This is a genomic window from Magnetospirillum sp. 15-1 (assembly GCF_900184795.1).
Taxonomy (GTDB): Bacteria; Pseudomonadota; Alphaproteobacteria; order Rhodospirillales; family Magnetospirillaceae; genus Phaeospirillum.
Genome location: NZ_FXXN01000027.1, coordinates 263,851 through 289,127, shown reverse-complemented (window position 1 = coordinate 289,127; position 25,277 = coordinate 263,851). Strand labels below are relative to the sequence as shown.

The 25,277-nt window shown below is 67.1% G+C and carries 26 protein-coding genes and 1 pseudogene; 24 read left to right on the top strand and 3 right to left on the bottom strand.

Annotation, left to right across the window (positions count from 1 at the left end):
• Positions 1-10 precede the first annotated feature (10 nt).
• From CP958_RS19635 to CP958_RS19585, 11 genes are all read left to right on the top strand, one after another.
• Entirely contained in the window at positions 11-223 is a 213-nt protein-coding gene (locus CP958_RS19635) for a DUF1289 domain-containing protein (protein WP_197706431.1), read from the top strand.
• Between the two features lie 143 nt (positions 224-366).
• Positions 367-669: a 50S ribosomal protein L21 gene (rplU, locus tag CP958_RS19630; RefSeq protein WP_068428581.1), complete on the top strand. Its 303-nt coding sequence runs from the start codon at positions 367-369 to the stop codon at positions 667-669.
• 30 nt (positions 670-699) lie between these two features.
• On the top strand, positions 700-969 hold the full coding sequence (gene rpmA, locus CP958_RS19625; RefSeq protein ID WP_096703884.1) for a 50S ribosomal protein L27: 270 nt from the start codon (positions 700-702) through the stop codon (positions 967-969).
• Positions 970-1,150: 181 nt separating this feature from the next.
• Positions 1,151-2,443, top strand: coding sequence for a GTPase ObgE (obgE, locus tag CP958_RS19620; RefSeq protein WP_096703883.1), 1,293 nt, complete (start codon positions 1,151-1,153; stop codon positions 2,441-2,443).
• Positions 2,440-3,555, top strand: a complete 1,116-nt coding sequence (gene proB / locus CP958_RS19615; protein ID WP_096703882.1) for a glutamate 5-kinase — start codon at positions 2,440-2,442, stop codon at positions 3,553-3,555. Before obgE ends, proB begins: the two co-directional genes overlap by 4 nt.
• Before the next feature lies 1 nt (position 3,556).
• The gene (locus CP958_RS19610; RefSeq protein WP_096703881.1) at positions 3,557-4,270 is read left to right on the top strand and encodes an N-acetylmuramoyl-L-alanine amidase; all 714 of its coding nucleotides are present in this window, start codon (positions 3,557-3,559) and stop codon (positions 4,268-4,270) included.
• A 17-nt stretch (positions 4,271-4,287) separates the two neighbouring features.
• On the top strand, positions 4,288-5,559 hold the full coding sequence (locus CP958_RS19605) for a glutamate-5-semialdehyde dehydrogenase (RefSeq protein WP_096703880.1): 1,272 nt from the start codon (positions 4,288-4,290) through the stop codon (positions 5,557-5,559).
• A gap of 166 nt (positions 5,560-5,725) precedes the next feature.
• A complete protein-coding gene (locus tag CP958_RS19600; RefSeq protein WP_096703879.1) occupies positions 5,726-6,337 on the top strand; it encodes a nicotinate-nucleotide adenylyltransferase in 612 nt (203 codons plus the stop codon).
• Positions 6,247-6,765: a ribosome silencing factor gene (gene rsfS, locus CP958_RS19595; RefSeq protein WP_242443007.1), complete on the top strand. Its 519-nt coding sequence runs from the start codon at positions 6,247-6,249 to the stop codon at positions 6,763-6,765. The genes CP958_RS19600 and rsfS overlap by 91 nt, the downstream gene beginning before the upstream one ends.
• Entirely contained in the window at positions 6,765-7,223 is a 459-nt protein-coding gene (gene rlmH, locus CP958_RS19590; protein ID WP_096703878.1) for a 23S rRNA (pseudouridine(1915)-N(3))-methyltransferase RlmH, read from the top strand. The genes rsfS and rlmH overlap by 1 nt, the downstream gene beginning before the upstream one ends.
• A gap of 89 nt (positions 7,224-7,312) precedes the next feature.
• The gene (locus CP958_RS19585) at positions 7,313-7,825 is read left to right on the top strand and encodes a hypothetical protein (protein ID WP_170959040.1); all 513 of its coding nucleotides are present in this window, start codon (positions 7,313-7,315) and stop codon (positions 7,823-7,825) included.
• Here CP958_RS19585 and CP958_RS19580 read toward each other — a convergent pair.
• A complete protein-coding gene (locus tag CP958_RS19580) occupies positions 7,822-8,520 on the bottom strand; it encodes a class I SAM-dependent methyltransferase (RefSeq protein WP_096703876.1) in 699 nt (232 codons plus the stop codon). The two genes, CP958_RS19585 and CP958_RS19580, sit on opposite strands and share 4 nt — an antisense overlap.
• 2 nt (positions 8,521-8,522) lie before the next feature.
• Entirely contained in the window at positions 8,523-9,002 is a 480-nt protein-coding gene (locus tag CP958_RS19575; RefSeq protein WP_096703875.1) for a TrmH family RNA methyltransferase, read from the bottom strand.
• 152 nt (positions 9,003-9,154) lie between these two features.
• Here CP958_RS19575 and petA point away from each other — a divergent pair, with 152 nt between their 5' ends.
• From petA to CP958_RS19515, 13 genes and pseudogenes are all read left to right on the top strand, one after another.
• Positions 9,155-9,709 carry a ubiquinol-cytochrome c reductase iron-sulfur subunit gene (gene petA, locus CP958_RS19570; protein ID WP_096703874.1) on the top strand — a complete coding sequence of 185 codons (555 nt, stop codon included), beginning with the start codon at positions 9,155-9,157 and terminating at the stop codon, positions 9,707-9,709.
• An 11-nt stretch (positions 9,710-9,720) separates the two neighbouring features.
• Positions 9,721-10,953 (top strand): annotated as a pseudogene (locus CP958_RS27125) (cytochrome b N-terminal domain-containing protein); the annotation flags it as partial.
• 12 nt (positions 10,954-10,965) lie between these two features.
• Positions 10,966-11,718: a cytochrome c1 gene (locus CP958_RS27120; protein WP_347337851.1), complete on the top strand. Its 753-nt coding sequence runs from the start codon at positions 10,966-10,968 to the stop codon at positions 11,716-11,718.
• Positions 11,719-11,918: 200 nt separating this feature from the next.
• Positions 11,919-13,703 carry an ABC transporter transmembrane domain-containing protein gene (locus tag CP958_RS19560; RefSeq protein WP_096704195.1) on the top strand — a complete coding sequence of 595 codons (1,785 nt, stop codon included), beginning with the start codon at positions 11,919-11,921 and terminating at the stop codon, positions 13,701-13,703.
• Between the two features lie 4 nt (positions 13,704-13,707).
• Positions 13,708-14,409 carry a lysophospholipid acyltransferase family protein gene (locus tag CP958_RS19555; RefSeq protein ID WP_096703873.1) on the top strand — a complete coding sequence of 234 codons (702 nt, stop codon included), beginning with the start codon at positions 13,708-13,710 and terminating at the stop codon, positions 14,407-14,409.
• The gene (locus CP958_RS19550; protein ID WP_096703872.1) at positions 14,406-15,680 is read left to right on the top strand and encodes a 3-deoxy-D-manno-octulosonic acid transferase; all 1,275 of its coding nucleotides are present in this window, start codon (positions 14,406-14,408) and stop codon (positions 15,678-15,680) included. The genes CP958_RS19555 and CP958_RS19550 overlap by 4 nt, the downstream gene beginning before the upstream one ends.
• Positions 15,667-16,644, top strand: a complete 978-nt coding sequence (gene lpxK, locus CP958_RS19545; protein ID WP_096703871.1) for a tetraacyldisaccharide 4'-kinase — start codon at positions 15,667-15,669, stop codon at positions 16,642-16,644. Before CP958_RS19550 ends, lpxK begins: the two co-directional genes overlap by 14 nt.
• Positions 16,641-17,510: a lauroyl acyltransferase gene (locus CP958_RS19540; protein ID WP_096703870.1), complete on the top strand. Its 870-nt coding sequence runs from the start codon at positions 16,641-16,643 to the stop codon at positions 17,508-17,510. Before lpxK ends, CP958_RS19540 begins: the two co-directional genes overlap by 4 nt.
• Positions 17,507-18,421, top strand: coding sequence for an SAM-dependent methyltransferase (locus tag CP958_RS19535; protein ID WP_096703869.1), 915 nt, complete (start codon positions 17,507-17,509; stop codon positions 18,419-18,421). The genes CP958_RS19540 and CP958_RS19535 overlap by 4 nt, the downstream gene beginning before the upstream one ends.
• Before the next feature lie 48 nt (positions 18,422-18,469).
• The gene (locus tag CP958_RS19530; protein WP_096703868.1) at positions 18,470-19,570 is read left to right on the top strand and encodes a hypothetical protein; all 1,101 of its coding nucleotides are present in this window, start codon (positions 18,470-18,472) and stop codon (positions 19,568-19,570) included.
• Positions 19,567-20,808, top strand: a complete 1,242-nt coding sequence (locus CP958_RS19525; protein WP_096703867.1) for a nucleoside transporter C-terminal domain-containing protein — start codon at positions 19,567-19,569, stop codon at positions 20,806-20,808. Before CP958_RS19530 ends, CP958_RS19525 begins: the two co-directional genes overlap by 4 nt.
• Before the next feature lie 67 nt (positions 20,809-20,875).
• Positions 20,876-23,980, top strand: a complete 3,105-nt coding sequence (locus CP958_RS19520; protein ID WP_242443006.1) for an EAL domain-containing protein — start codon at positions 20,876-20,878, stop codon at positions 23,978-23,980.
• 20 nt (positions 23,981-24,000) lie between these two features.
• On the top strand, positions 24,001-24,372 hold the full coding sequence (locus CP958_RS19515) for a response regulator (RefSeq protein WP_096703866.1): 372 nt from the start codon (positions 24,001-24,003) through the stop codon (positions 24,370-24,372).
• Here CP958_RS19515 and CP958_RS19510 read toward each other — a convergent pair.
• Entirely contained in the window at positions 24,354-24,926 is a 573-nt protein-coding gene (locus tag CP958_RS19510; RefSeq protein ID WP_096703865.1) for a TetR/AcrR family transcriptional regulator, read from the bottom strand. The genes CP958_RS19515 and CP958_RS19510 overlap by 19 nt on opposite strands.
• Positions 24,927-25,277 lie beyond the last annotated feature (351 nt).

Below are 25,277 nucleotides of genomic sequence, written 5' to 3'. Positions count from 1 at the left end.
AGGATAGGCCTTGCCCGCACCAGAGCGCCGCATCTTCGATTCGCCCTGCAAATCCGTCTGCCGCATTGACGAGCGGGTCGGCTGGTGCATCGGCTGCAAACGGACCCGGGCCGAGATCAAGGCGTGGTCCACCGCCAGTTCATCCGAGAAGCGGGACATCCTGGCCCGCCTGCCGGGGCGTGCCGCCGCCGAGCCGGAACTGCTGGCCGGAGGCGGTTCCTAGCAATCGGAATCGGTTAGCCGGGGTTCTTGCCAATCCGATTCAGATAGCCGTTGACTCTGCCCCGGGGGTGAGTATATTTCGGCCCTCTCGCGCTAGGCCCAAACCTTGCGCGCCACTATTTCTTTTGCTCAGGTAGAATCGTCATGTTCGCAGTCATTCAGACCGGCGGTAAGCAGTACAAGGTCGCTTCGGGCGACGTGATCCGCGTCGAGAAGCTGGCCGGCGAGGCCGGTGCCGAGGTCGTGCTCGATCAGGTGCTGATGGTCGGCGAAAAGATCGGCGCCCCGGTCGTGGCCGGCGCCAGCGTGAAGGCCACCGTGGTGGCCCAGGCCCGTGGCGAGAAGATCATCGTCTTCAAGAAGCGCCGCCGCCAGAATTCGCGCCGCAAGAACGGCCACCGCCAGGACCTGACGATCCTGCGCATCACCGATATTTCCGCCGGCTGATCGCCCGAGCGGACACCAGGAGACTAGACAATGGCTCATAAAAAGGCTGGCGGTTCGTCCCGCAACGGTCGCGACTCTGCGGGTCAGCGGCTCGGCGTCAAGAAGTTCGGTGGCGAGCTGGTTATCCCCGGCAACATCATCGTGCGTCAGCGCGGCACCAAGTTCTACCCCGGCACCAATGTCGGCATGGGCAAGGATCACACCCTGTTCGCCACCGCGATGGGCAAGGTGACCTTCAAGCACAAGGCCGAGGGCCGCACCTTCGTGGTCGTGGAGCCGCTGCCGGAGGCCGCCGAATAAGGCCGTTCCCGGACGCTTGCGTTATGAAGAAGGGGAACGGTCCGCCGTTCCCCTTTTGCTTTTTGGACCATATCCTCTTCTTCTCGTCATCGCCGGGCTCGACCCGGCGATCCATGGATGCCCGGACCGCGTCCGGGCATGACGGCGGAGAGAGATCGCTCTCGATGTCAGGTTTGCCCCCATGAAGTTCCTCGATCAGGCCAAGATTTTCGTGAAGTCGGGTGACGGCGGCGCCGGCTGCTGCTCGTTCCGGCGCGAGAAGCACATCGAATTCGGCGGCCCTGACGGCGGCGACGGCGGACGGGGCGGCGACGTCATCCTGGAATGCGTCGCCAACCTCAACACCCTGATCGACTACCGCTATCAGCAGCACTTCAAGGCCAAGATCGGCAACCACGGCCAGGGCCGCAACAAGACCGGCGGCAAGGGCGACGACGTGATCCTGAAGGTTCCGGTCGGCACCCAGGTGCTGGACGAGGACAAGGAGACGGTGCTGGCCGACCTGACCCGGGCCGGCGACAGCATCGTGCTGATGCGCGGCGGCGACGGCGGCTTTGGCAACATGCACTACAAATCGTCCACCAATCAGGCGCCGCGCCGCGCCGACGAGGGCTGGCCGGGCGAGGAACGCTGGATCTGGCTGCGCCTCAAGATGATCGCCGATGCCGGACTGGTGGGCCTGCCCAATGCCGGCAAGTCCACCTTCCTGGCCGCCGTGACGCGGGCGCGGCCCAAGATCGCCGATTACCCCTTCACCACGCTGCACCCCAATCTGGGCGTCGTCACGCTGGGCGAGGAAGAGTTCGTCATCGCCGACATTCCCGGCCTGATCGAGGGCGCCCACGAAGGCGCCGGCATCGGCGACCGCTTCCTGGGCCATATCGAACGCTGCCGCGTGCTGCTGCACCTGATTGACGGGACCCAGGACGACGTGGCCGAGGCCTATCGCGTGGTGCGCCACGAACTGGCGGCCTATGGCGGCGGCCTGGACGAGAAGCCCGAGGTGGTGGCGCTCAACAAGTGCGACTCGCTCACCGCCGACGACATCGAGCTGAAGCTGATGGAACTGTCGGAGGCCTGCGGCCAGGAGGTTCTGCCCCTGTCCGGTGTGTCCGGCGTGGGCCTGAAGCCCATCCTGGCCCGGCTGTTCACCCACATCCGGGAAGCCCGCGAGGCCGAACCCGAAGTGCCCGCCGCCTCCGCCATCTTCGGCGCCGGCAAGCGCGGCGCCCCCACCTTCCAGCAAAGGAAGCGCAAGCAGGAAGCCGAGGACGACGAGTTCGCCGGCGGCCATTGGGGCCCCGACGGCGAGTGGATCTGGCACGATGCCGAAGGTGACGACGACGGCGAGGATTACGACGACGACGGCGGCGAGGACCTGGACGAGGAAGAGGTTCTGGACGAAGACGAAGGCCAAGACCTGGACGGGGACGAGGACGGGGACGACGACGAAGAGGACGGCGAGGAAAAATGAGCCCGCTCCGCTCCGCCAAGCGCCTGATCGTCAAGATCGGCTCCAGCCTGCTGGTGGATGATTCCACCGGTCAGGTTCGGCGCTCCTGGCTGGAGACCCTGGCCGCCGATATCGCCGCCTGCAAGGCGCGCGGCCAGGAGGTGATCGTGGTGTCGTCCGGCGCCGTGGCGGTGGGACGGCGCAAGCTGGGCCTCACCCCGCCCCTGAAGCTCGAGGAAAAGCAGGCGGCGGCCGCCACCGGACAGATCCGACTGGCCCATGCCTGGCAAGACGCCCTGGCCCACCACTCCATCACCGTGGCCCAGGTGTTGCTGACGCTGGACGATTCCGAGAACCGCCGGCGCTACCTCAATGCCCGCTCGACCCTGGAGACCCTGCTGCGCCTCGGCGCCGTACCGGTGATCAACGAGAACGACACGGTGGCCACCGCCGAAATCCGCGTCGGCGACAACGACCGTCTGGCCGCCCGCGTCGCCCAGATGGTTTCGGCCGATGCCCTGGTGCTGTTCTCCGACATCGACGGCCTTTATACCGCCGATCCGCGCAAGGACGCGTCCGCCCGCTTCATCCCCGAGGTGCACGAGTTGACTCCGGAGATCGAGGCCATGGCCGGCGATCCCGGCTCGGCCTACGGCTCGGGCGGCATGGTCACAAAGCTGGTGGCGGCCAAGATCTGCCTGTCTGCCGGCTGCCGCATGGTCATCACCCGGGGCGAGCCCATGCACCCGCTCAAGGTCATCGAGGCCGGCCAGGGGCGCAGCACCTGGTTCCTGCCCAATTCCGAGCCGCGCACCGCGCGCAAGCAGTGGATCTTCGGCTCCATGAAGCCGGCCGGCACCGTGGTGCTGGACGCCGGTGCCGCCCGCGCCCTGGCCCAGGGCCGCTCGCTGCTGCCCGCCGGGGTCACCGAGGTGGCCGGCGAATTCGATCGCGGCGATTGCGTGCTGGTCAGGGATGTGGACGGCAAGGTGCTGGGGCGCGGGCTGGTGGCCTATTCCTCGGCCGACGCCCGCTCGATCCTTGGGCGCAAGTCGGGTGAGATCGAGGCCATTCTCGGCTTCCGTGGCCGCGACGAGTTGATTCACCGCGACGATCTGGTGATGGAGGGATGAGGTGCGTCTCCTGGCCGTCGCCTTCCTTCTGCTGCTGCTGCCCCGGCCCGGTCTGGCCGGCTGCCTGATCGCCCTTGATATCGGCCATCATCGCGAGGCGCCGGGCGAGGTCAGCGCGCGCGGCGTACCGGAACTGGTCTTCAACGCCGAACTGGCCCGGCGGGTCGGGTGGGAATTGGACCGCCGGGGCATCGCCTGGACCCTGATCAACGCCCAGGGCGACGTCACCGAGCTGGCCGAACGCCCCCGCCGCGCCGCCCAGGCCGGCGCCAGCCTGTTTCTGTCCCTGCATCACGATTCGGTGCAGGACGCCTATAAGACGGAATGGGTCTGGCAAGGCGTGCCCCGCGCCCATTCCGAGGTGTTCTCCGGCTTCGGCCTGTTCGTGTCGGGACGCAATCCCCAGATGGAGGAAAGCGAAACCGTCGCCCGCGCCATCGGCGACGGCCTGATTGCGGCGGGCCTCGGCCCCAGCCTGCACCACGCCTTGGCCGTAGAGGGCGAAAACCGCCCCCTGCTGGACGCCGGGCGCGGCATCTACCGCTTCGACGACCTGGCGGTGCTGCGTCAGGCGGCCATGCCGGCGGTGCTGGTCGAGGCCGGCATCATCGTCAACCGGGACGACGAGCCGGTCATCGCCTCCGAGGGCTATCGCGCCGCCTTCGCCCGCGCCATCGCCACGGCCGCCCACGCCCATTGCCAGCGCCTGAACTGATTGAGTAACGTGAGGACATGATGAACAGCACCGACCTCCAGACCCTGATGACCGACCTGGGCAAGCGCGCCCGCGCCGCCGCCCGGAGTCTCGCCCTGGCGCCGTCGGCGGACAAGGACAAGGCATTGCGGGCGGCGGCTCAGGCCATCCGCATCGATACCGGGCTGATCCTGGAGGCCAACGCCAAGGACATGGCGGCGGGCGAGGCCAAGGGTCTTTCGGCGGCCATGCTCGACCGCCTGATGCTCAACGTGGCGCGTGTCGAGGCCATGGCCAAGGGGCTGGAGGACATCGCCCGCCTGCCTGATCCGGTGGGCCGTTCGCTGGCGGAATGGACCCGGCCCAACGGCATGCACATCGCCCGCGTCGCCGTGCCGCTGGGCGTGATCGGCATCATTTATGAAAGCCGCCCCAACGTTACCGCCGACGCCGCCGCCCTGTGCCTCAAGTCCGGCAACGCCACCATCCTGCGCGGCGGCTCGGAAAGCTTCCACTCGTCCCAGGCCATCCTGACGGCGCTGAAAGGCGGCTTCACCGCCTGCGGCCTGCCGGCCGACGCGGTGCAGATGGTGCCGACCACCGACCGCGAGGCGGTGGGCGTCATGCTGCGCCTCGCCGACTACATCGACGTCATCGTGCCGCGCGGCGGCAAGTCGCTGGTGGAGCGCGTGGTGGCCGAGAGCCGCATCCCGCTGTTCCAGCACCTGGAAGGCATCTGCCACACCTATGTGGATAAGGCCGCCGATCTGGACATGGCCAAGGCGGTGGTGCTCAACGCCAAGATGCGCCGCACCGGCGTCTGCGGCGCCACCGAGACGCTGCTGGTGGATGCCGCCTGCGCCAAGACTCACCTCAAGCCCCTGGTCTCCATGCTGATCGACGCGGGTTGCGAGGTCAGGGGCGACCATCTGGCCCAGGAGGCCGATTGCCGCACCTTGCCGGCATCCGAAGCCGACTGGAGCACCGAATACCTGGATGCCGTCATCTCGGTGAAGGTGGTCGACGGCGTGGCCGCGGCGGTGGAACACATCAACACCTACGGCTCGCACCATACCGAGGCGATCATCACCGAGGACGCGGGCGCCGCCCAGACCTTCCTGAACGGCTGCGATTCCGCCATCGTGCTGTGGAACGCCTCGACCCAGTTCGCCGATGGCGGCGAATTCGGCATGGGCGCCGAGATCGGCATTTCCACCGGCAAGATGCACGCCCGCGGCCCGGTCGGCGTCGAACAGCTCTGCACCTTCAAATACGTGGTGAAGGGCAACGGGCAGACCAGGCCCGGCTGAGCTTCGCCCAAGGAACGCGGATGAACACGGATTGCGCTTCGCGCTCACGGATGGACACGGATCGGACTGGAAAAAGGGTACCCCCCGTTTCCTCCCCGCCGCCCATCCGTGGCCGGCATGGCCGGCATCCGCGTCCATCCGTGTCTCTGGAAAAAACGATACCGTCATGACCCGCCCGAGGCTTAATCCCTGGGGCGGGCGGCACGGGGCACTGGTCGGGCTGCTGGGCGGCTCGTTCAACCCGGCCCATGACGGGCATCGGCACATCGCCCTGCTGGCGCTCCGGCTGCTCGGCCTGGACGAGGTCTGGCTGCTGGTCAGTCCGCAGAATCCGCTGAAGCCCGAGGCGGGCATGGCGCCGCTGGGCGAACGCCTCGCCTCGGCCGAAGCCATCTGTGGCGACCACCCCCGCTTGCGCCCCACCACCATCGAGACCGATCTGGGGACCCGCTATACCGCCGACACCTTGGAGGTGCTGCGGCGGCGCTTCCCCCGCATCCGCTTCGTCTGGCTGATGGGGGCCGATAATCTGGCCGGATTCCACCGCTGGCATCGCTGGGAGAGCATCTTCCGGTCGGTCCCGGTTGCGATTCTGGCCCGTGGCCCCTATTCTGCCCGAACCTTGGGGGGACGGGCGGCCCATCGCTTCGCCGGCTGCCGCCTGCCTTCGTCGAGAGCCCGATTTTTGTGGCAAGGACGGCCGCCCGCCTGGGTGTTCCTGCACATCCGGCGCCACGCCGCTTCGTCCACCGCCATCCGCAACAGGAGAGACCCATAGCACGCAAGCCCGCCGCCAAGGCCGAATCCGCCCCCGCTCCCGCCCCCGTTCCGGCCCCGAGCCTGGCCGAGATCGTCGCGGCCACCCTGGACGACCACAAGGCCGAGGACGTGGTCGTTCTCGACCTCAAGGGCCGCACCTCCATCACCGACACCATGGTCATCGCCACCGGCAAGTCGCAACGTCAGGTGGGCGCCATGGCCGACCACGTGGAGAAGGCCCTGAAGCAGGCCGGGCAGCGGGTCACCATCGAGGGCATGCCCCAGTGCGACTGGGTGCTGGTCGACGGGGGCGACATCATCGTCCACCTGTTCCGCCCCGAGGTCCGCGCCTTCTACAATCTGGAAAAGATGTGGGGTGCGCTCGAAGCCAAGGCGGACGCCCCCACCGCCAGCGCCGTGCGCGCCAAGGCGATCGAACAGGGCTGATGCGCCTGCTGATCGCGGCGGTGGGCAAGGCCAAGGCCGGGCCGGAGCAGGACCTGTTCCGCCAGTATTGCCGCCGCCTCAGCCCGCCGCCCATCCTCAAGGAGGTGGAGGAGAAGCGCCCCCTCGCCGGCCCTCAGTTGAAGGCGCGCGAGGCGGAACTGCTGCTGGCCGCCATCCCGGAGGGCGCCAGGGTGGTTGCCCTGGACGAACGGGGCCGCGACATGGGCTCGGTGGATTTCGCCGCCAGGCTGCGCGACTGGCGCGACGGCGGCGCCCAGGATGTCGCCTTCCTGATCGGCGGCGCCGACGGCCACGGCGAGGCGGTGCGGGACAGGGCCGACCTGCTGCTGTCCTTCGGACGCATGACCTGGCCGCACATGCTGGTCCGCGCCCTGCTGGCCGAACAGTTGTGGCGGGCCCATTCCATCTTGACCGGACACCCGTATCATCGGGTCTGATCGCCCCATGCCGGGCCATGGGCTCTTGAATTTATCGCCCTCATGGCGCAAGGATGAGGCAGGGGAATTGGTGGGCTCCAGGAGGGGTAGTGTCGGAATCTGATATTCCGCCGGAAGAGCGGGCAGCCTTCGAGGAATACGTTGCCAGGGTCGGCGGCACCAATATCAGCGCCCAGACTCTGCTTGCCACCGATTACCTCAACCACTTCAACGAGATCGTCATGCTGCTCGACATGGTCCCGGACATGCCGGACATGATCGAGGAGTGCAAGATGTGGCAGCCCAAGAGCTACCAGGAGCACTTCGCCGACTCCACCTTCAAGGACAAGCAGCTGGCGGTGGAGGCGTATGAGCGCGTCCCCACCAAGTTCCGCCGTCCCTTCGAGGAGACCATCAACCACCTGAACACGCTGATTCTGGGTGGGGTCGCCAAGCTGGAGGACGAAATCGTCACCGGCGCCGACCCGGCGCTGACCACCGAGCACGTCAAGGCCATCAGCCGCGCCGCCCAGGCCCTGATGGACTGTGCCAACGCCATCATCCACGGCTCGGACCGCGCCATGGCCCAGGTGGAAATCGACGGCTTGCTGGGCGGGAGCTAAATTTTCCGCGCCACCCAGCCGCCGAAACACAGCGCGCGAAAATAGGGTTCCGGCAGACCGAAACCGGTTTCGGCCAGCAACTCGGCGAGGCGGGCCTCGGTCAGCGGGAAGATATCGCGGTCCACGTGGCGAAAGCCCTTTTCCACCTCCACCTCGGGAATGCCCGCCGCCAGTTGCAGGTGGCGCCACCAGGCGCGCAACTGCTGCTGCCAGGCATCGCTCCAGGTTCCGAACAGGTCGGCCAGAACCAGGGGAGCCCCCGGCTTCAGGTGGGCCGCCACCTCCTCCAGCAGGGTCTTCTTGGCGCCGTCATCGGGCAGGAAATGCATTACCAGGAGCAGGGTGGCGGCGTCGAAGGGCTCGAACTTGGGCAGGGCGCCGACCTTGACGGGATAAAGCCGCACCCGGCCGGTGAGGTCGCGGTCCTTCACCTTGGATTCGGCGTGGTCGAGCATCTCCTTGCTGGGATCGACGCCCACCACCGAAAGATTGGGACAGCTGTCGGCCAGGGCGACGCATTCGGCGCCGGTCCCGGCGCCGATCACCAGGGCACGGCCCTTGCCGCCGGTGGTCTCGGCGACGATCTGGCACGACAGGACGTGCAGGGCGTCATAGCCGGGAATGGCTTCCCGCACCCGCTTGTCATAGGCGGCGGCGCGGTCGTTGTCCCAATGGCGGACGGTATCAACGCTCATGATTATTGCCTCTCCTCGTCCGGAAATCCCTCCAGGCGCCGCAAAGCCTCGGCGGTGGCGATGGCCGCCGCCACCGCCACGTTCAGCGATCGCGCCGCCGCCCGCATGGGGATGCGGATACGCGCCTCGGCCCGCTCGGACACCGCCGCCGGCACCCCGGAGCTTTCCCGTCCGACCATGATGGTGTCGCCGGGAGCGAAAGGAAAGCGGTCATGACGCACCTCGCCACCGGTGGTAAGCAGCACCAGTCGCCGCCCCCCAGAGGTCAAGGTGGCAACGAAGGCCTCCCACGACGAATGGCGGGTGTAACGGGCCTGTTCAATATAGTCCATTCCCGCGCGCCGGATTTTACGTTCATCAAGGACAAAGCCGCAGGGTTCGATTATATCGACCGCCACGCCCAGGCAGGCGGACAGCCGCAGAAGTGTTCCCGCGTTCTGTGGAATGTCCGGCTGATAGAGGGCAAGGCGGAGAAGATCCAAAGTATGTCTCGGCTGTGAATTCTTGTGCGGTGCGATAGCGCCTTGCGGCGCATCATATTAGCTTCCGCGCATGGAGGTCGAGACGGCTGTTGAATCGACTCGGACGATGTGGTTAATAGTCGCGCTTCCGCGGGCCAACAAGAGGATTAATCATGGCTGATCAGGCACACAATGCCCAGCCCTCGTCGATGGACGGGCAGACACGGCGGGATTTCCTGCTGTACGCCACTTCCGCCGTCGGTGCGGTCGGGACTGGCTTGGCACTTTGGCCGTTCGTGCATAGCATGAACCCGGCCGCCGATACTTTGGCGCTTTCCACCACCGACGTCGACATCTCGGCCATCAAGCCGGGCCAATCCGTCACCGTGGTGTGGCGCGGCAAGCCGGTGTTCATCCGGCATCGCCAGCCCGAGGAAATCGCCGAGGCCGGCAAGGTGGCGCTGGCCGACCTGCGCGAGCCGCAGGCCGACGCCGACCGCGCCAAGAAGCCCGAGTGGCTGATCCTGATCGGCGTCTGCACCCATCTGGGCTGCGTGCCGCTGGGCCAGAAGCCCGCCGACCCCAAGGGTGAGTTCGGCGGCTGGTTCTGTCCGTGCCATGGGTCGCATTACGACACCTCGGGCCGCATCCGCAAGGGTCCCGCTCCGGCCAACCTGCCGGTGCCGCCTTATCAGTTCACCACCGACACCACCGTCCGGATCGGCTGAGGGGACCCGTCATGAGCGACTTCAAGAGCAACAACAAGGTGGTCAACTGGATCGAAGAGCGCCTGCCCGTCTTCTCGATGATGCAGCACAGCGCTATCGAATACCCGACCCCCCGCAATCTGAACTACTGGTGGAACTTCGGTTCGCTGGCCGCGGTGATGCTGATCATCATGATCCTCACCGGCCTGTTCCTGGCCATGAACTATTCCTCCCACACCTCGCTGGCGTTCGACTCGGTCGAGCGCATCATGCGTGACGTGAACTACGGCTGGCTGCTGCGCTACCTGCACGCCAACGGCGCCTCGATGTTCTTCATCCTGGTGTACATCCACATCTTCCGCGGCCTGTACTACGGCTCGTACAAGGCCCCGCGCGAGATCCTGTGGTTCGTCGGCATCGCCATCTTCCTGGCGATGATGGCGACCGGCTTCATGGGCTACGTGCTGCCCTGGGGCCAGATGTCCTTCTGGGGCGCCACGGTGATCACCAACCTGTTCTCGGCCTTCCCAGTGGTGGGCGAGCACATCGTGACCCTGCTGTGGGGTGGCTTCTCGGTGGACAACCCCACCCTGAACCGCTTCTTCGCGCTGCACTTCCTGCTGCCCTTCGTCATCGTCGGGCTGGTCGTCGTGCACGTCTGGGCGCTGCACACCGTCAAGTCGAACAACCCGCTGGGCATCGACATGAAGGGTCCGCAGGACTCGATCCCCTTCCACCCCTACTACACGATCAAGGATCTGTACGGCATCGGCCTGTTCCTGATGTTCTACATGGCCTTCGTGTTCTGGGCGCCCAACTTCTTCGGCGAGCCGGACAACTACATCCCGGCGAACCCGATGGTGACCCCCCCGCACATCGTGCCCGAATGGTACTATCTGCCGTTCTACGCGATCCTGCGCGCCTTCACCTTCGACCTGCCGCTGCTGCCCGCCAAGCTGCAGGGCGTGCTGGCCATGTTCTCGGCCATCCTGATCCTGTTCGCCCTGCCGTGGCTGGACAGCTCCAAGGTGCGCTCGGCCAAGTTCCGTCCGCTGTACCGCCAGTTCTTCTGGCTATTCCTGGTGGACTGCCTGGTGCTGGGCTATGTGGGCGGCAAGCCGGCCGAAGGCATCCTGATCAAGGTCGGTCAGTTCTGCACCGCCTACTACTTCGCCCACTTCCTGGTGATCCTGCCGCTGCTGTCGCGCATCGAGAAGCCCAGGCCCCTGCCCGCCTCCATCGCTCAGCCGGTGGTCAAGGCCGCCGCCCTCATCGCCATGATGATGGTCGGTCTGGCCGGTTTCGGCGGCGAGGCCCAGGCCAGCAGCGCCGGCATGCCGGAGTTCAAGAAGCCGGCCCAGGCTTTCTCGTGGGAGGGCCTGTTCGGCAAGCACGACAAGGCGGCCCTGAAGCGCGGCTGGCAGGTGTTTCATGACGTGTGCTCCAACTGCCACGCCATGAAGCTGGTGTCCTACCGCAACCTGGCCGACATCGGCTTCACCGATGACGAGATCAAGGCCTTCGCCGCCGAGAAGGAAGTCCCCGATCAGCCCAACGACGAAGGCGTGGTCAACAACCGCCCCGCCCGTCCGTCGGACCGCATCGTGGCCCCCTTCCCCAACGAGAAGGCCGCCCAGGCCGCCAATGGCGGCGCCCTGCCGCCCGACCTGTCGCTGATGAACAAGGCCCGTCCCAACGGCCCCAACTACGTCTACTCGCTGATGCTGGGGTACGAGGACGCCGCTCCCGAGGGTCATGCGATCCCCGAGGGCAAGTTCTTCAACCACTACTTCCCCGGCAACGCCATCAGCATGCCGTCGCCGATCATGGATGACATCGTCAGCTATGCCGATGGCACCAAGGCGACCAAGGAACAGGTGGCTTACGACATCGTGACCTTCCTCAACTGGGCCGCCGAGCCCGAGTTGGACGCCCGCAAGTCCCTGGGCGTCAAGGTGATGGTGTTCCTGGGTGTACTGACCGCTCTGATGTACGCCCTGAAGCGCCAGATCTGGAAGGACCTGCACTAAGAGGTCTGCGACCTTGGGGCGGCCCGCCCCCCGGTTCGCGCGCCATACGGACGGCCGCCGTTGTCATCAACGGCGGCCGTTTCGTTTTCCGGCCCCTCGCCGGGCGCGCCCCTCCGGGCGCCTGGCCGCCGTTTCGTTTGGATGGCGCCCTGCGCCGTGATATGGTCCGGCCGCATAAGCTGGCAGGGATCGTCAATCCGTTGAGCAATCAGAAGATTTCCTTCGATCATTCCACCTGGGTGTTGGTGCGCCGCCTCTTCAACGAGGGCATGCGCCCCTACCTGGGCAAGGTGATGGCCGCCGTGTTCTGCATGGTGGTGGGCGCCGCCGCCAATGCGGGCTACGCCCTGCTGATGGACCCGGTGGTCAACAAGATCTTCACCGAGAAGCGTCCCGAATTCCTGGTGCCGCTGGCCGCCGCCGTGCTGGCCACCTTCGCGGTCAAGTCGGTGTGCAATTACGGCGAGGCGGTGTTCCTGTCCAAGGTGGGCCTCCGGGTCATCGCCGACATGCAGTCGCGGCTGTTCGCCCACCTGATGCGCCTCGACGTCGCCTTCTTCCACGCCAATTCCACCGGCCGCATCCTGTCGCGCCTGACCAACGACATCTCGCAGATGCGCTTCGCGGTGTCCGACGCCCTGACCGGCGCGGGCAAGGACGCCTCGTCGGTGCTCTTCCTGATCGGCGCCATGTTCTATCAGGACTGGCGGCTGTCGGCCTGGACCTTCTTCATCTTCCCCATCGCCATCCTGCCCATCCGCAAGCTGGGCCGGCGCATGCGCAAGGTGACCGCCAACACCCAGGAGCACATGGGCCAGCTGACCACCTATCTGGAGCAGGCGGTCCAGGGCATCCGGGTGGTCAAGGCCTATGGCATGGAGAATTACGAGAAGCGCAAGGTCAACGCCCTGGTCGAGATGCTGCAGGACCTGATCTACAAGGCGGCCCGCGTGCGCTCGGCCTCGTCGCCCATCATGGAGTTGCTGGGCGGCATCGCCATCACCGTGGTGATCCTGTACGGCGGCACGCGGGTGGTGGAAGGCGAGACCACGCCCGGCGCCTTCTTCTCGTTCATCACCGCCCTGATGCTGGCCTATCGCCCCATCAAGTCCATCGCCTCCATGAACACCAACCTGCAGGAAGGTCTGGCGGCGGCGGCCCGCACCTTCTCGGTTCTGGACACCCAGCCCTCCATCGTCGAGAAGGAAACCGCCCCCGAACTGGTGGTCCTCGAGGGCAATGTCCGTTTCGAGGGCGTGTTCTTCACCTATGACGGCAACAAGGCTGTGCTGGACGGCATCGACCTCGCCGTACCCGGCGGCAAGACGGTGGCCCTGGTCGGCCCCTCGGGCGCCGGCAAATCCACGGTGCTGAACCTGCTGCCCCGCTTCTACGACGTCACCGACGGCCACGTGCTGGTGGACGGCCAGGACGTGCGTACCGTCGGGCTGTCCTCGCTGCGTGGCAAGATCGCCCTGGTCAGCCAGGAAATCACCCTGTTCGACGACACCATCCGCGCCAACATCGCCTATGGCCGCTTCGGCGCCACCGACGAGGAGATCGAGGCCGCCGCCCGTTCGGCCGCCGCCCACGACTTCATCATCGGCCTGCCCGAGGGCTACGACACCGTGGTGGGCGAACGCGGCCTGAACCTGTCGGGCGGCCAGCGCCAGCGTCTGGCCATCGCGCGGGCCATGCTGAAGAACGCCCCCATCCTGCTGCTGGACGAAGCCACCAGCGCGCTGGACACCGAATCCGAGCGTCAGGTGCAGACCGCCCTGGAGCTGCTGATGAAGGGACGGACCACCATCGTCATCGCCCACCGCCTGTCCACCGTGGTCAACGCCGACCTGATCCACGTGCTGGATAAGGGCAGAGTGATCGAATCCGGCGACCACAACGCCCTGCTGGCCCAAGACGGGGTCTATGCCCGCCTCTACGCCATGCAGTTCGCCGAGGAAGCCTCCAAGGCCACCGGAGGCTGAGCCCATGGGCCTGGCCAAGCGCATCGGCAAGAGCGAGGGATTGCGCGGGCTGCTGTGCTGGCTGGGCTCGCTCTATATCCGCCTCGTCTATCTGACCGGCCGCTGGCAGGTCGTCAACGGCGGCCATGCCCAGGCCCTGTGGGACCAGGGCAAGCCCTTCATCCTGGCCTTCTGGCACGGCCGTATCCTGATGATGCCCAAGTCGTGGCGGCAAGCCGTGCCGATCCACATGCTGATCAGCCAGCACAGGGACGGCCAGCTGATCGCCCGGACCGTGTCGCATTTCGGCATCGACACCGTCCAGGGCTCGACCACTCGGGGGGGCAGCGCGGCGCTGCGCGCCATGCTGAAATTCCTGAAGAACGGCGAATGCGTCGGCATCACCCCCGACGGCCCCAAGGGGCCGCGCATGCGCGCCTCGGACGGCATCGTGGCGGTAGCCCGTCTGGCCGGCGTTCCCATCCTGCCCGCCACCTTCGCCACCAGCCGCCGCAAACTGCTGGGCAGTTGGGACCGTTTCGCCGTCGCCCTGCCGTTCTCGCGCGGGGTCTTCGTATGGGGCGATCCCATCACCGTCCCCAAGGAGGCCGACGACACGGCCATGGAAGCGGCGCGTCAGGCGGTGGAGGATCACCTCAACGCCATCACGCGGGACGCCGACGCCCGAATGGGACAGGAAACCCCCGACCCGGCGGACCGGCCATGATCTACCGCCTGTACCGCGGACTGACCACCTTGGGCGGACCGCTGATCGCCGCCTATCTGGGGCGGCGCAAGGCGCGCGGCAAGGAGGATGCCGCCCGCTTCGCCGAGCGTCTGGGTCATCCCGGCCGCCCCCGTCCCGCCGGTCCAATGGTGTGGATGCACGGCGCCTCGGTGGGCGAAGCGCTGTCCATGCTGCCGCTGGTCGAGCGCCTGACCCGGCGGGGCCTGGGCGTGCTGATGACCACCGGCACCGTCACCTCGGCCCGTCTGCTGGCCGAACGCCTGCCGCCGGGAGCGCTGCACCAGTACGTGCCGGTGGACCGCATCGCCTATGTGCGGTCCTTCCTCAACCACTGGCGGCCCGATCTGGCGCTGTGGGCGGAATCCGAGTACTGGCCCAATCTGCTGGCCGAGACCCGTCATCGCGGCATCCCCCAGGTGCTGATCCAGGGCCGCATGTCGGCCAGGTCCTTCGCCGCCTGGAAAAAGGTCCCCGGCTTCATCCACAAGATGCTGTCGGGCTTTGTCCTGTGCCTGGCCCAGACCGAATCCGACGCGAGCCGCATCCGCGCCCTGGGCGGGCGCGACGTCCGCTGCCTGGGCAATCTCAAATACGCGGTGGCGCCGCTGCCCTGCGACGAGACCGCGCTGGAGCGGCTGAAGGCCGAGATCGGCGACCGCCCCCTGTGGCTGGCGGCCAGCACCCATCCGGGCGAGGAGGCCATCGCCGGGCGGGTGCATGCCGCCCTCGGACTGACCGGCCTGCTGACCATCGTCATTCCCCGCCACCATACGCGCGGCGCCGAAGTGGCGGCCGAGCTGCGCGGCCAGGGGCTTGCCGTGGCGCTGCGCTCGGCGGGCGAGGCGATCACGCCGGCAACCCAGGTCTACGTCGCCGACACCATGGGCGAGCTGGGGCTGTTCTACCGCCTGGGCGGCCCGGTCTTCGTGGGCAAGAGCCTGTGCGTGGGCGGCGGGCAGAATCCGTTCGAGCCGGCCCTGCTGGGCGCCGCCGTACTGTTCGGTCCGCTGATGGACAATTTTCCCGACATGGCGCCGTCCATGCTGGCGGCCGAGGCCGCGCTACGGGTCAGGGACGAGGGCGAACTGGCCATGACGGTCCGCGCCCTGCTGGCCGACGCGCAATCCCTGCGGGCGGCGGGCGAGGCGGCCAAGGCCTGGGCCGAGGGCGAGGCCGGAGTTCTCGATCAGGTGGTGGAAGCCCTGGCTCCCATCCTCTCTCCCCTGGAGGCCACCCATGCGCGCTCCTGACTTCTGGCACAGCGACAATGCCGTCTCCCGCCTGCTGGCGCCGCTGGGAGCGGTCTACGGCTGGGCGGTCCGCCGCAATCTGGAGCGGGCCGAGGAATACCGCCCCGCCGTGCCGGTGATCTGCGTCGGCAACATCGTGGCCGGCGGCGCCGGCAAGACGCCGGTGGGCATCGCCCTGGCCCGGCGCCTGATCGCCGCCGGGGCCAATCCCCATTTCCTCACCCGCGGCTATGGCGGTACCGAGGTGGGGCCACGCGCCGTCGACCTGGACCGCCACGATTTCGCCCGGGTGGGGGACGAGGCGCTGCTGCTGGCCCGCGAGGCTCCCACCTGGGTGGCCCGCTGGCGCCCCGACGGCGCGGTGGCCGCCGTCGAGATGGGGGCCGAGGTGATCATCATGGATGACGGCTTCCAGAACGGCACCATCGCCAAGGACCTGTCCCTGGTGGTGGTGGACGGCGAATACGGCTTCGGCAACGGCCGCGTCATGCCGGCCGGACCATGCCGCGAATCGCCGGACCAGGGGCTGGCCCGCGCCGACGCCATGGTGGTGATCGGCGAGGATAAAAGCGGGCTGGCCGAACTGGCCCGCGCCCACGATCTGGTGCTGCTGGCCGCGCGGCTGGTGCCCGGCCCCGAAGGCGCCGCCCTGTCGGGCCGCAAGGTGGTGGCCTTCGCCGGCATCGGCCGGCCGGAAAAGTTCTTCGCCACGTGCAAGCAATGCGGGGCGCGGCTGACCGCCACCCATTCCTTTCCCGATCACCATCCCTTCACCCGCGCCGACATCGAGGCGCTGCTGGCCGAGGCCGAGGCCAACGAGGCGACGGCCGTCACCACCGCCAAGGATTCCGTGCGGTTGCCCGCCGATCTGCGCGCCCGCGTCTCGGTGCTGAGCGTGGCGCTGGACTGGGAGAAGCCCTCTCTGCTAACTCCCCTGTTCGATCGGATCGGAGTGCGGGCATGAGCAAGAAGGAACTGCGCCAACGCCTGGAGGCCCTGGGTGCCCGCGCGGTATGGGGACTGTTCGCGCTGCTGCCGCTGGACACCGCCTCGGGGCTGGGCGGCTGGCTGGGCCGCACCATCGGCCCGCTGCTGGGCGGCGTCAACCGGACGGCGCGCAAGAACCTCAAGGCCGCCTTCCCCGACAGGAGCGATGCCGAGATCACGGCGATCATCCGCGCCATGTGGGACAATATCGGCCGGGTGGCCGGCGAGTTCCCGCACCTGAAGCGCATCGCCGCCGAACGGGTGGAACTGGTCGGCGGCGAATATATCGACCTGCTGCGCGACGACGGTCAGGCCGGCATCTTCATCTCGGGCCATATGGGCAACTGGGAGGTCAACGGCGCCGTGGCGGCCATGCGCGGCCTGCCGCTGACCCTGGTCTACCGCGCCGCCAACAATCCGTATGTGGAGGATCTCTACCGCAAGGGCCGGGCCGACGCCTGCCTCGCCCTGATCCAGAAAGGCCCCGAAGGCGCCCGCCGGGCGCTGCTGGCCCTGAAGAACGGCGGCCATCTCGGCATGCTGGTGGACCAGAAAATGAATGACGGGGTGCCCATCCCCTTCTTCGGCCGCGACGCCATGACCGCCCCCGCCCAGGCCGTCTTCGCCACCAAATTCAAATGCCCGCTGGTCCCCGCCCGGGTGGAGCGGATCAAAGGCGCCAATTTCCGCCTCACCGTCCTGCCGCCCCTGGACTTTCCCCATACCAGCGACAGTCACGACGACAACCGCCTGCTGCTGGTCCGCATCAATGCCCTGCTCGAGGAATGGATCCGCGAACGGCCCGAGCAGTGGCTGTGGGTCCACCGGCGTTGGCCGGAATGAGCACGAAGTTCACCGCCTATCTGGCCGCCCCCGGGTTCGAGGCCGACCTGCGGGCCGAACTGGGCGAGGTCAGCGCCGAATACGGCCGCCTTTTGCTGTCGCCCGGCCCGGCCAAGCCGGCCGCCTGGGCGCAAAACATCTGGATGGAACCCCAGGTGCTGGAGGTGGCCTCCATCGGCGAGGCGGCCAAGGCGCTGAAGGCCATCCAGCGCAACTGGTGGCCCTACGAATTCCATCTGCACCGCCGCACCGCCCTGCTGGTGGAGAAATTGCCCAAGGTATCGGCCAAGCCGCTGGTGTTCGGCCAGCCGGCCCCCACCGCGCCGCTGGGCTCGTTCACCTGGATGGACGAGGGCCGCGTGCTGGCCGCCGCCGGCTGTTCCAGCCCCTTTCCCAACGGCGAGGCGACTTTCGTCGAGGATCGCACCACGCCGCCCAGCCGGGCCTATCTCAAGCTGTGGGAGGCGCTGACCCTGGCCGGCGAGATGCCGGGACCGGGCCAGACCTGCGTCGATCTGGGGGCCTGTCCCGGCGGCTGGACCTGGGTGCTGGCCTCCACCGGCGCCAGGGTGATCAGCATCGACAAGGCGCCGCTCGCCCCCAACGTCGCCGCCATGCCCAATGTGGAATACCGCCAGGGCAGCGCCTTCGGCATCGAGCCCGCCGAGATCGGCCCGGTGGACTGGCTGTGCTCGGACGTCATCTGCTATCCCGAGCGCCTGCTGCGGCTGGTGGAGCGCTGGCTGGATTCCGGCTTGGCCCGCAATTTCATCTGCACGGTCAAGTTCCAGGGCGAGACCGATCATGCCACCGCGCGGGCCTTTGCCGCCATTCCCGGGTCGCGTCTGCTGCATCTGGCCCATAACAAGCATGAGTTGACCTGGATGCGGCTTGCCACCCTATGCCCTTAGGAGTAAACAGGTAATTTCGGGAAACATCCTGCCGGGACCGCGAGCCTCATGTCCGTTGCAAAGCTTCCGCCTCCGGTGGAAATCGATACCGAAACCAAGAGGGGCGTCATCGACGGCCTGAAGAAGGTGCTGGCCACCTTCCAGCAGGCCGGCCTGGTGGAGACCGCCGTCACCTATCAGCAGGTGATCTCGGACCCCGACGTGCTGCAATCCTTCATCAAGACCTTCCAGGCCAAGCGCGACCTGGTCGACGACATCGTCCGCGCCAAGGAAGGCAGCGGACCGGTGCGCGACGAAAGTACGCCTTTGGTGTGCGGCGTCAGCCTGGGCCAGATTCAGCAATTGCTGGTCCGCACCTGCGCCAAGAAGATTTTCGAGGCCGACAAGCCCATGGAGACGATCACCGAGACCGTCACCAAGACCTCCATGTTCGGCCTGATCAAGAAGACCGAGCAGATCGAGCGTCAGGCGGTCGATCCGGTCGAGGAACGCAAGATCCGCGAGCTGTCGCGCTATATCGCCTTCGGCTGGCAATTGCCGCTGCTCGAGACCTACCGCACCCAACTCAGCTATCCCCAGATTCTCGAGATCGGCGAGGACATCGTCGCCCTGCCCACCGCCGCCCATATCGAGGCGGTGGCCCGGTTCGAGCCCGACAAGCTGAAGAAGGTCAAGGCCGCGGTCGGCGCCGATTTCGGCGCCATTCTCGCCGACCGGCCCAAGGCCATCGGCGGCATCTCGGTGTGGAACCGGGATATGTACGAGTTCTATCGCAAGCTGCTGGGCGACAAGGCGTGGGAGTTCTTCGCCCGCGACAGCGCCTTCTTCAACGTCTGCGCCGCGCTGGACAAGGCGGTGGCCAAGATCTTCGGCGATATGCTGTGCTATATCGCCGCCGAGAACCTGCAGGAAATCCAGCGCCTCAACATCGACAAGGTCGAGGTGATGGTGCATGCGCTGAACACCGGCTTCGGCCCCCGCGCCCGCGAGATCCTGTCCATCCCCGCCTTCGCCAAGGACATCCTGCGCAAGGTGGTGGACAACCTCCTGCACATGACCCAGGAGAAGGACAAGCTGATGCTGGCCTTCGGGCTGTCGGTCAAGGCCATGGTTCCCGCCGTGGACGAGTGGCTGGCCAAGCAGCATTGAGCGGCCAGGGGCTCATCGGTATCGTCGCCCTGATCGGGACGGCCTTCCTGCTGTCCGAGGATCGCCGGGCGGTCTCGTGGCGCATCGTCGCCGCCGGTCTGGCCGTCCAGGGATCGCTGGCCCTGCTGCTGCTCAAGGTCCCCGCCGCCAAGCTGCTGTTCCTCGGCCTCGACCGGGCGGTGGACGCGCTGCAGACCGCCACCCGGGCCGGAACCACTTTCGTCTTCGGCTATGTGGGCGGCGGCCCGGCGCCCTGGACCGTCACCCATCCCTCGTCCGGTTTCATCCTGGCCTTCCAGGCCCTGCCGCTGGTGCTGCTGATGAGCGCGCTCTCGGCGCTGCTCTATCACTGGCGCATCCTGCCGGTGGTGGTCCGGGCCGCCTCGCGCCTGCTGGAGAGGTCCATGGGGGTGGGCGGCGCCGTGGGAGTGTCGGCCTCGGCCACCGCCTTCCTCGGCATGATCGAGGCGCCGTTGCTGATCCGCCCCTATGTGGGCCTGCTGTCGCGCGGCGAGCTGTTCCTGGTGATGACCGCCGGCATGTCCACCATCGCCGGCACGGTGATGGTGCTCTACGCCACCTTCCTGGACGGGGTCATCCCCGACGCCATCGGCCACCTGCTGACCGCCTCGCTGATCTCGGTGCCGGCCGGACTGATGGTCGGCAAGATCATGGTGCCCGATTCCTCGCACACCGGCGCCGGCCGGCTGGGAGACGGCCACACCTATGCCGGGTCCATGGACGCGGTGGTCAGGGGGACCATGGACGGGGTGCGCCTGCTGGTGGGCATCGTCGCCATGCTGGTGGTCCTCGTCGCCCTGGTCAGCTTGGCCAATGCCGGCCTCAACCTGCTGCCCGACGTGGCGGGAGCGCCGCTGACCCTGCAACGCGCCCTGGGCTGGGCCATGGCCCCCGTGGTGTGGGCCATGGGCATTCCCGCCTCGGAGATGCTCACCGCCGGCGCCCTGATGGGCACCAAGACGGTGCTCAACGAATTGCTGGCCTATCTGGATCTGGCCCGCCTGCCGCCCGAGGCGCTGTCGCCCCGATCACGCCTGATCATGACCTATGGCCTGTGCGGCTTCGCCAATCTTGGCTCGCTCGGCATCCTCATCGCCGGCCTGTCGGTCATGGCGCCGGAGCGCCGGCCGGAAATCGTCGCCCTGGGCGGACGCTCAATCATTTCGGGAACACTGGCCAGCTGCCTGACCGGCGCGATGGTTGGCCTTCTGCTATGATTCCCGCCGCCCCGATCATTCGCTGAATATTTACAATAGGCCCCGGATGCTGCATGGTCATTTGATCATGAGTTCGGGCGCCGACATCCTGAGATTGCTGATCATCGAAGACAACCCTGGAGACCAGAGGTTGATCGAGATCGAATTGGCCGATGCCCAGCCCAACTGGAAAGTGTCCAGCCGCCGCGCCCTGGGCGAGGTCGAGAAGGACGCTCCGTTCGACGCCTTCGACTGCATCCTGTCCGACCTGGGCCTGCCCGACGCATCGGGCATCGAATCGGTATTGCGGCTGAAGTCCTGGGCTCCCGACAAGGCGCTGGTGGTACTGACCAGCCTGGACGACGAGCGGATGGCGCAAGAAGCCATCCGGGCCGGCGCCCAGGATTACGTGGTCAAGTCCGACGCCGGCCTGACCCTGCTGCCCCGCGTCATCCGCCACGCCATCGAGCGCCAGCAGGCCCGGACGGCGCTGGAAGCCTCGCACCGCACCTCGCAGGCCCTGCTGGACGCCAGCCACGACATCGCCATGCTGCTCGACGCCGAAGGGCACATCCTGACCCTGAACACCGAGGCCGAGCAGTACCTGAACCAGCCGCCCGACGCGGTGATCGGCCAATCCATCTTCGACCTGCTGCCCGAGGCGCTGGCCGAGCATCGCCGCTCGTTCCTGGCCGAGGCGCTGGAGAGCGGGCGCACCGTCCAGTTCGAGGATACCGACGGCATCCACTGGTTCGCCAACCGTCTGCTGGCGGTGGCCGGCGTCGGGGCGGGCGAGCACCGCTGCGCCATGTTCTCGCGCGACATCACCTCGGAGCGCGCCGTGGCCGCCACCCTGGCCGAGGCCAAGGAAGAGGCCGATTTCGCCAACCGCGCCAAGACCGAGTTCATGGGCCGCATGAGCCGGGACATCCGCACGCCCCTGAACGACGTCATCGGTTTCGCCGAGATGATCTCCACCGAGATGCTGGGTCCCATCGCCCAGAGCGGCTACCGCGAATACGCCGAATCCATCCTTAATTCCGGCAGCCAGATTCTCAAGCTGCTCGACCGCATCACCGACGTCTCCATGCTGGAATCGGCGCTGCTCAAGGATCAGGCCTCCTATCGCGATCTGGTGGAACTGTCGCCCGACCTGATCTGCGTCTGCGTCGACGGAGTGATCGAACGCATCAACGCCGCCGGCCTCGGCATGCTGCGCGCGCCCTCCGTCACCGCCTGCGAGGGCAAGCATTTCTCCGAGTTCGTCCACCCCGACTACCGCGCCATCTTCGAGGGCGGCCTCGACACCCTGTACGAGGAAGGCCACCCCCTGCCGGTCAAGGTGATGACCTTCGCCGGACGGGTGCGCGACGTGGAACTGTCGGCGGTGCCGCTCCGGCGCGAGGCCCACAACGCCACCCTGCTGGTGGGGCGCGACACCACCGAGGTCACCGCCGCCATGCGGGCGGTGGCGGCGCGCGAACACCGTATCCGCGCCATCATGGACACGGTGCTGGACGGCATCGTCACCATCGACGAGGACGGCACCATCCTCAACGCCAACCTGTCGGTGGAGCGCATCTTCGGGCATTCCCTGTCGGAACTGATCGGCGCCAACGTCTCGGTCCTGATGCCGGAGCCCGACGCCGGCCGTCACGACGGCTATATCAGGAACTATCTCGCCACCGGCATCGGCGCCATCATCGGCGCGGGACGCGAGGTGATGGGCAAACGCAAGGACGGGTCGCTGTTCCCGGTCCATCTGTCCATCTCGGAGCTGCGGGTCGAGAAGCGCCGCCTGTTCACCGGCACCATCCGCGACCTGACCGAGAACAAGCAACTGGCCCAGCGCGTGGCCTATCTGGCCAACCACGACCCGCTCACCGACCTGCCCAACCGCACCCTGCTGACCGACCGGCTGGGCCAGGCCATCGCCATGGCCCGCAATGCCGGCCTGCTGGTCGCCATCATCACCGTCGACCTGGACGGCTTCACCACCATCAACGATTCCATGGGCCACGACGTGGGCAATTCCCTGCTGCGCGAGACGGCGCGGCGTCTGGCCCAGGCGGTGGTCTCGGGCGGCACCGCCGCCCGGCTGGCCGGCGACGAGTTCGCCGTGGTGGTCGCCCAGGCGCGCGAAATGGACGAGATCACCGCCCAGGTGACCCACATCCACGACATCCTCAACAAGCCCTACACCATCCACGGCACCGAGATGGTGGTGCCGGTGGACATGGGCGTGTCCGTCTTCCCCCGCGACGGCGACGACGCCCTGGAATTGCTGCGCAACGCCGAGATGGCGCTGCACAACGTCAAGCGCCGCTCGGACATGCGCATGGGCTATTTCGACGCCGCCATGTCCTTCGCGGTGACCGAGCGCATGACGCTCGAGCGCTCCATCAAGGATGCGCTGCGCGCCGGCCAGTTCGAGCTGTTCTACCAGCCGCAGGTCCGTCTGGCCGATTACGCCCTGGTGGGGGCGGAGGCGCTGATCCGCTGGCGCCACCCCGAACTGGGCATCATCACGCCCGACAAGTTCATTCCCGTCGCCGAGGAAACCGGCCTGATCGTCCCCATGGGCAGTTGGGTGCTGCGCCAGGCCTGCACCCAATTGCGCCTGTGGAACGATTCCGGCATCACCGGGCTGCGCCTGGGGGTCAACATCTCGGGCCGGCAGTTCCGCGAGGCCGATCTGGCCGACATCGTCGCCGATTGCATCTCGGAGACCGGGGTCAACGCCAAGGATCTCGACCTGGAACTGACCGAGAGCATGCTGATGGCCGACGGCGAGGGCACGCTGAAGCTGCTGCGCTCCCTGGCCAAGCTGGGCGTCACCCTGTCCATCGACGATTTCGGCACCGGCTATTCCTCGCTGGCCTATCTCAAGCGCTTCCCGGTGGACACCGTCAAGATCGACCGCGCCTTCGTGCGCGACCTGGATCAGGACGAGGACGGCCGCGTCCTGGTCAACGCCATCATCTCCCTGGCCCATTCCCTGTCGCTGAAAACCATCGCCGAGGGCGTCGAGACCGAGACGCAGGCGGCGCTGCTGGCCCGCCACGGCTGCGACGAGATCCAGGGCTACATGATCGGCCGGCCCATGGCCGTGGCCGACTTCACCACTTTCGCCAGAAGCTACAGCCCGCGCGGCCCGGAAAAGGTCGCCGTATTGCGGGCGGGGCAGAACTGAATGACTGAGAGGATCGGGTCATGACCGGTACCGTCGTCGTCGTTGAAGACAACGCGATGAACATGAAGCTCCTCGAGCAGGCGCTGACCATCGCAGGCTACACCACCGTCAAGTCGTCCGATGGCGACGGGCTGGTGGAACTGGCCGCCGGCAGCGGCGCGGGTGTCATCTTGATGGACATCCAGCTGCCCAAATATTCCGGCATCGATCTGCTGAAGCAGCTGCGCGCCGACGACCGCACGAAAAACGTGCCGGTGGTGGCGGTGACCGCCTTCGCCGACCCGGATTCCGTGGCGGGCTTCATGGAGGAAGGCTTCAATCAGGTCATCACCAAGCCCATCTCCATCCGCAAGCTGCTGGACGAAGTGGCGCGCTATTGCGGCGGGCAGTAGGGCGGCGTGATGGCGTCGATGGCGAGGCCTAGCGCCTCCAGCGCGGCGTCCGGCGTCCCATCCACCTGGGCCCGCATGATCGCTCCGTCCACGGCCAGGGCGATGGCCTGGGCCTGATTTTCCCGCCGTTCCGACGGCGGCAGCAGATGGCCGATGGCTTCGGTCATTTCGTCCTTGTGCCGCCGGGCGATGGCGGCCACTTCGGGGAAATCCCCGCCCAGTTCCACCACGCTGTTGATGAAGGCGCAGCCGCGAAAGGCTCCGTCGCGGAACCACTCGGCCAGGGCGGGGACCACCGCCGCCGCGCCACCGCCGGCCGTGCCACCGTTCCGGCACAGCGCGTCGGCAAACCACGTCATCCAGCGCTGGTGGCGGTGGTCCAGAAAGGCCAGAACCAGTTCGTTCTTGCTGTGAAAATGGCGGTAAAACGTGACCTTCGACACCTCTGATTCGCCGATCACCCGGTCGATGCCGGTGGCGCGGATGCCGTCCCGGTAGAACAGGTCGTGAGCCACCCGCAGGATGCGGTCGTGAATGGAAGGTCTTCCTGCCATGAATGCGCCGCCTCGAGCCCGTTTCGGTAATCTGGAACGTTGGCATTATCCACCCCGCCTCCTGGCCCACCAACCCCCAATTGCCCCGACTTCTATGTGGACAGACCTGTCCACATACGCTATACGCATGAGTATGTAGACAGAGTTGTTCATTTAAACTTTTAAGGGATGATCCTAGAGGAGGCCTTCCCCGACGAAATCGGCGTATTGCTGGAAGACGCCCTCGCCCGTCGCCCATGGCGACGAACTGCACCTGACCCGCAGGGGGGGAGCGTCATCGAACGCGGGCGGGCCAAGGGCCTGTAGCAGCCCGACGCTAAAGTCCGTCATGTTTAGGTTGAAGCACTCCCC

What these genes read in the sequence shown, in the direction of transcription:
- lpxK (WP_096703871.1), top strand. Translation starts at nt 15,667, where the DNA reads ATGCGCGCTCCTGACTTCTGGCACAGCGACAATGCCGTCTCCCGCCTG.
- rlmH (WP_096703878.1), top strand. Translation starts at nt 6,765, where the DNA reads ATGCGCCTGCTGATCGCGGCGGTGGGCAAGGCCAAGGCCGGGCCGGAG.
- CP958_RS19535 (WP_096703869.1), top strand. Translation starts at nt 17,507, where the DNA reads ATGAGCACGAAGTTCACCGCCTATCTGGCCGCCCCCGGGTTCGAGGCC.
- rpmA (WP_096703884.1), top strand. Translation starts at nt 700, where the DNA reads ATGGCTCATAAAAAGGCTGGCGGTTCGTCCCGCAACGGTCGCGACTCT.
- rplU (WP_068428581.1), top strand. Translation starts at nt 367, where the DNA reads ATGTTCGCAGTCATTCAGACCGGCGGTAAGCAGTACAAGGTCGCTTCG.
- petA (WP_096703874.1), top strand. Translation starts at nt 9,155, where the DNA reads ATGGCTGATCAGGCACACAATGCCCAGCCCTCGTCGATGGACGGGCAG.
- CP958_RS19540 (WP_096703870.1), top strand. Translation starts at nt 16,641, where the DNA reads ATGAGCAAGAAGGAACTGCGCCAACGCCTGGAGGCCCTGGGTGCCCGC.
- CP958_RS19550 (WP_096703872.1), top strand. Translation starts at nt 14,406, where the DNA reads ATGATCTACCGCCTGTACCGCGGACTGACCACCTTGGGCGGACCGCTG.
- CP958_RS19600 (WP_096703879.1), top strand. Translation starts at nt 5,726, where the DNA reads ATGACCCGCCCGAGGCTTAATCCCTGGGGCGGGCGGCACGGGGCACTG.
- obgE (WP_096703883.1), top strand. Translation starts at nt 1,151, where the DNA reads ATGAAGTTCCTCGATCAGGCCAAGATTTTCGTGAAGTCGGGTGACGGC.
- CP958_RS27120 (WP_347337851.1), top strand. Translation starts at nt 10,966, where the DNA reads ATGATGATGGTCGGTCTGGCCGGTTTCGGCGGCGAGGCCCAGGCCAGC.
- CP958_RS19555 (WP_096703873.1), top strand. Translation starts at nt 13,708, where the DNA reads ATGGGCCTGGCCAAGCGCATCGGCAAGAGCGAGGGATTGCGCGGGCTG.
- proB (WP_096703882.1), top strand. Translation starts at nt 2,440, where the DNA reads ATGAGCCCGCTCCGCTCCGCCAAGCGCCTGATCGTCAAGATCGGCTCC.
- CP958_RS19510 (WP_096703865.1), bottom strand. Translation starts at nt 24,926, where the DNA reads ATGGCAGGAAGACCTTCCATTCACGACCGCATCCTGCGGGTGGCTCAC.
- CP958_RS19580 (WP_096703876.1), bottom strand. Translation starts at nt 8,520, where the DNA reads ATGAGCGTTGATACCGTCCGCCATTGGGACAACGACCGCGCCGCCGCC.
- CP958_RS19605 (WP_096703880.1), top strand. Translation starts at nt 4,288, where the DNA reads ATGATGAACAGCACCGACCTCCAGACCCTGATGACCGACCTGGGCAAG.
- CP958_RS19520 (WP_242443006.1), top strand. Translation starts at nt 20,876, where the DNA reads ATGAGTTCGGGCGCCGACATCCTGAGATTGCTGATCATCGAAGACAAC.
- CP958_RS19530 (WP_096703868.1), top strand. Translation starts at nt 18,470, where the DNA reads ATGTCCGTTGCAAAGCTTCCGCCTCCGGTGGAAATCGATACCGAAACC.
- CP958_RS19515 (WP_096703866.1), top strand. Translation starts at nt 24,001, where the DNA reads ATGACCGGTACCGTCGTCGTCGTTGAAGACAACGCGATGAACATGAAG.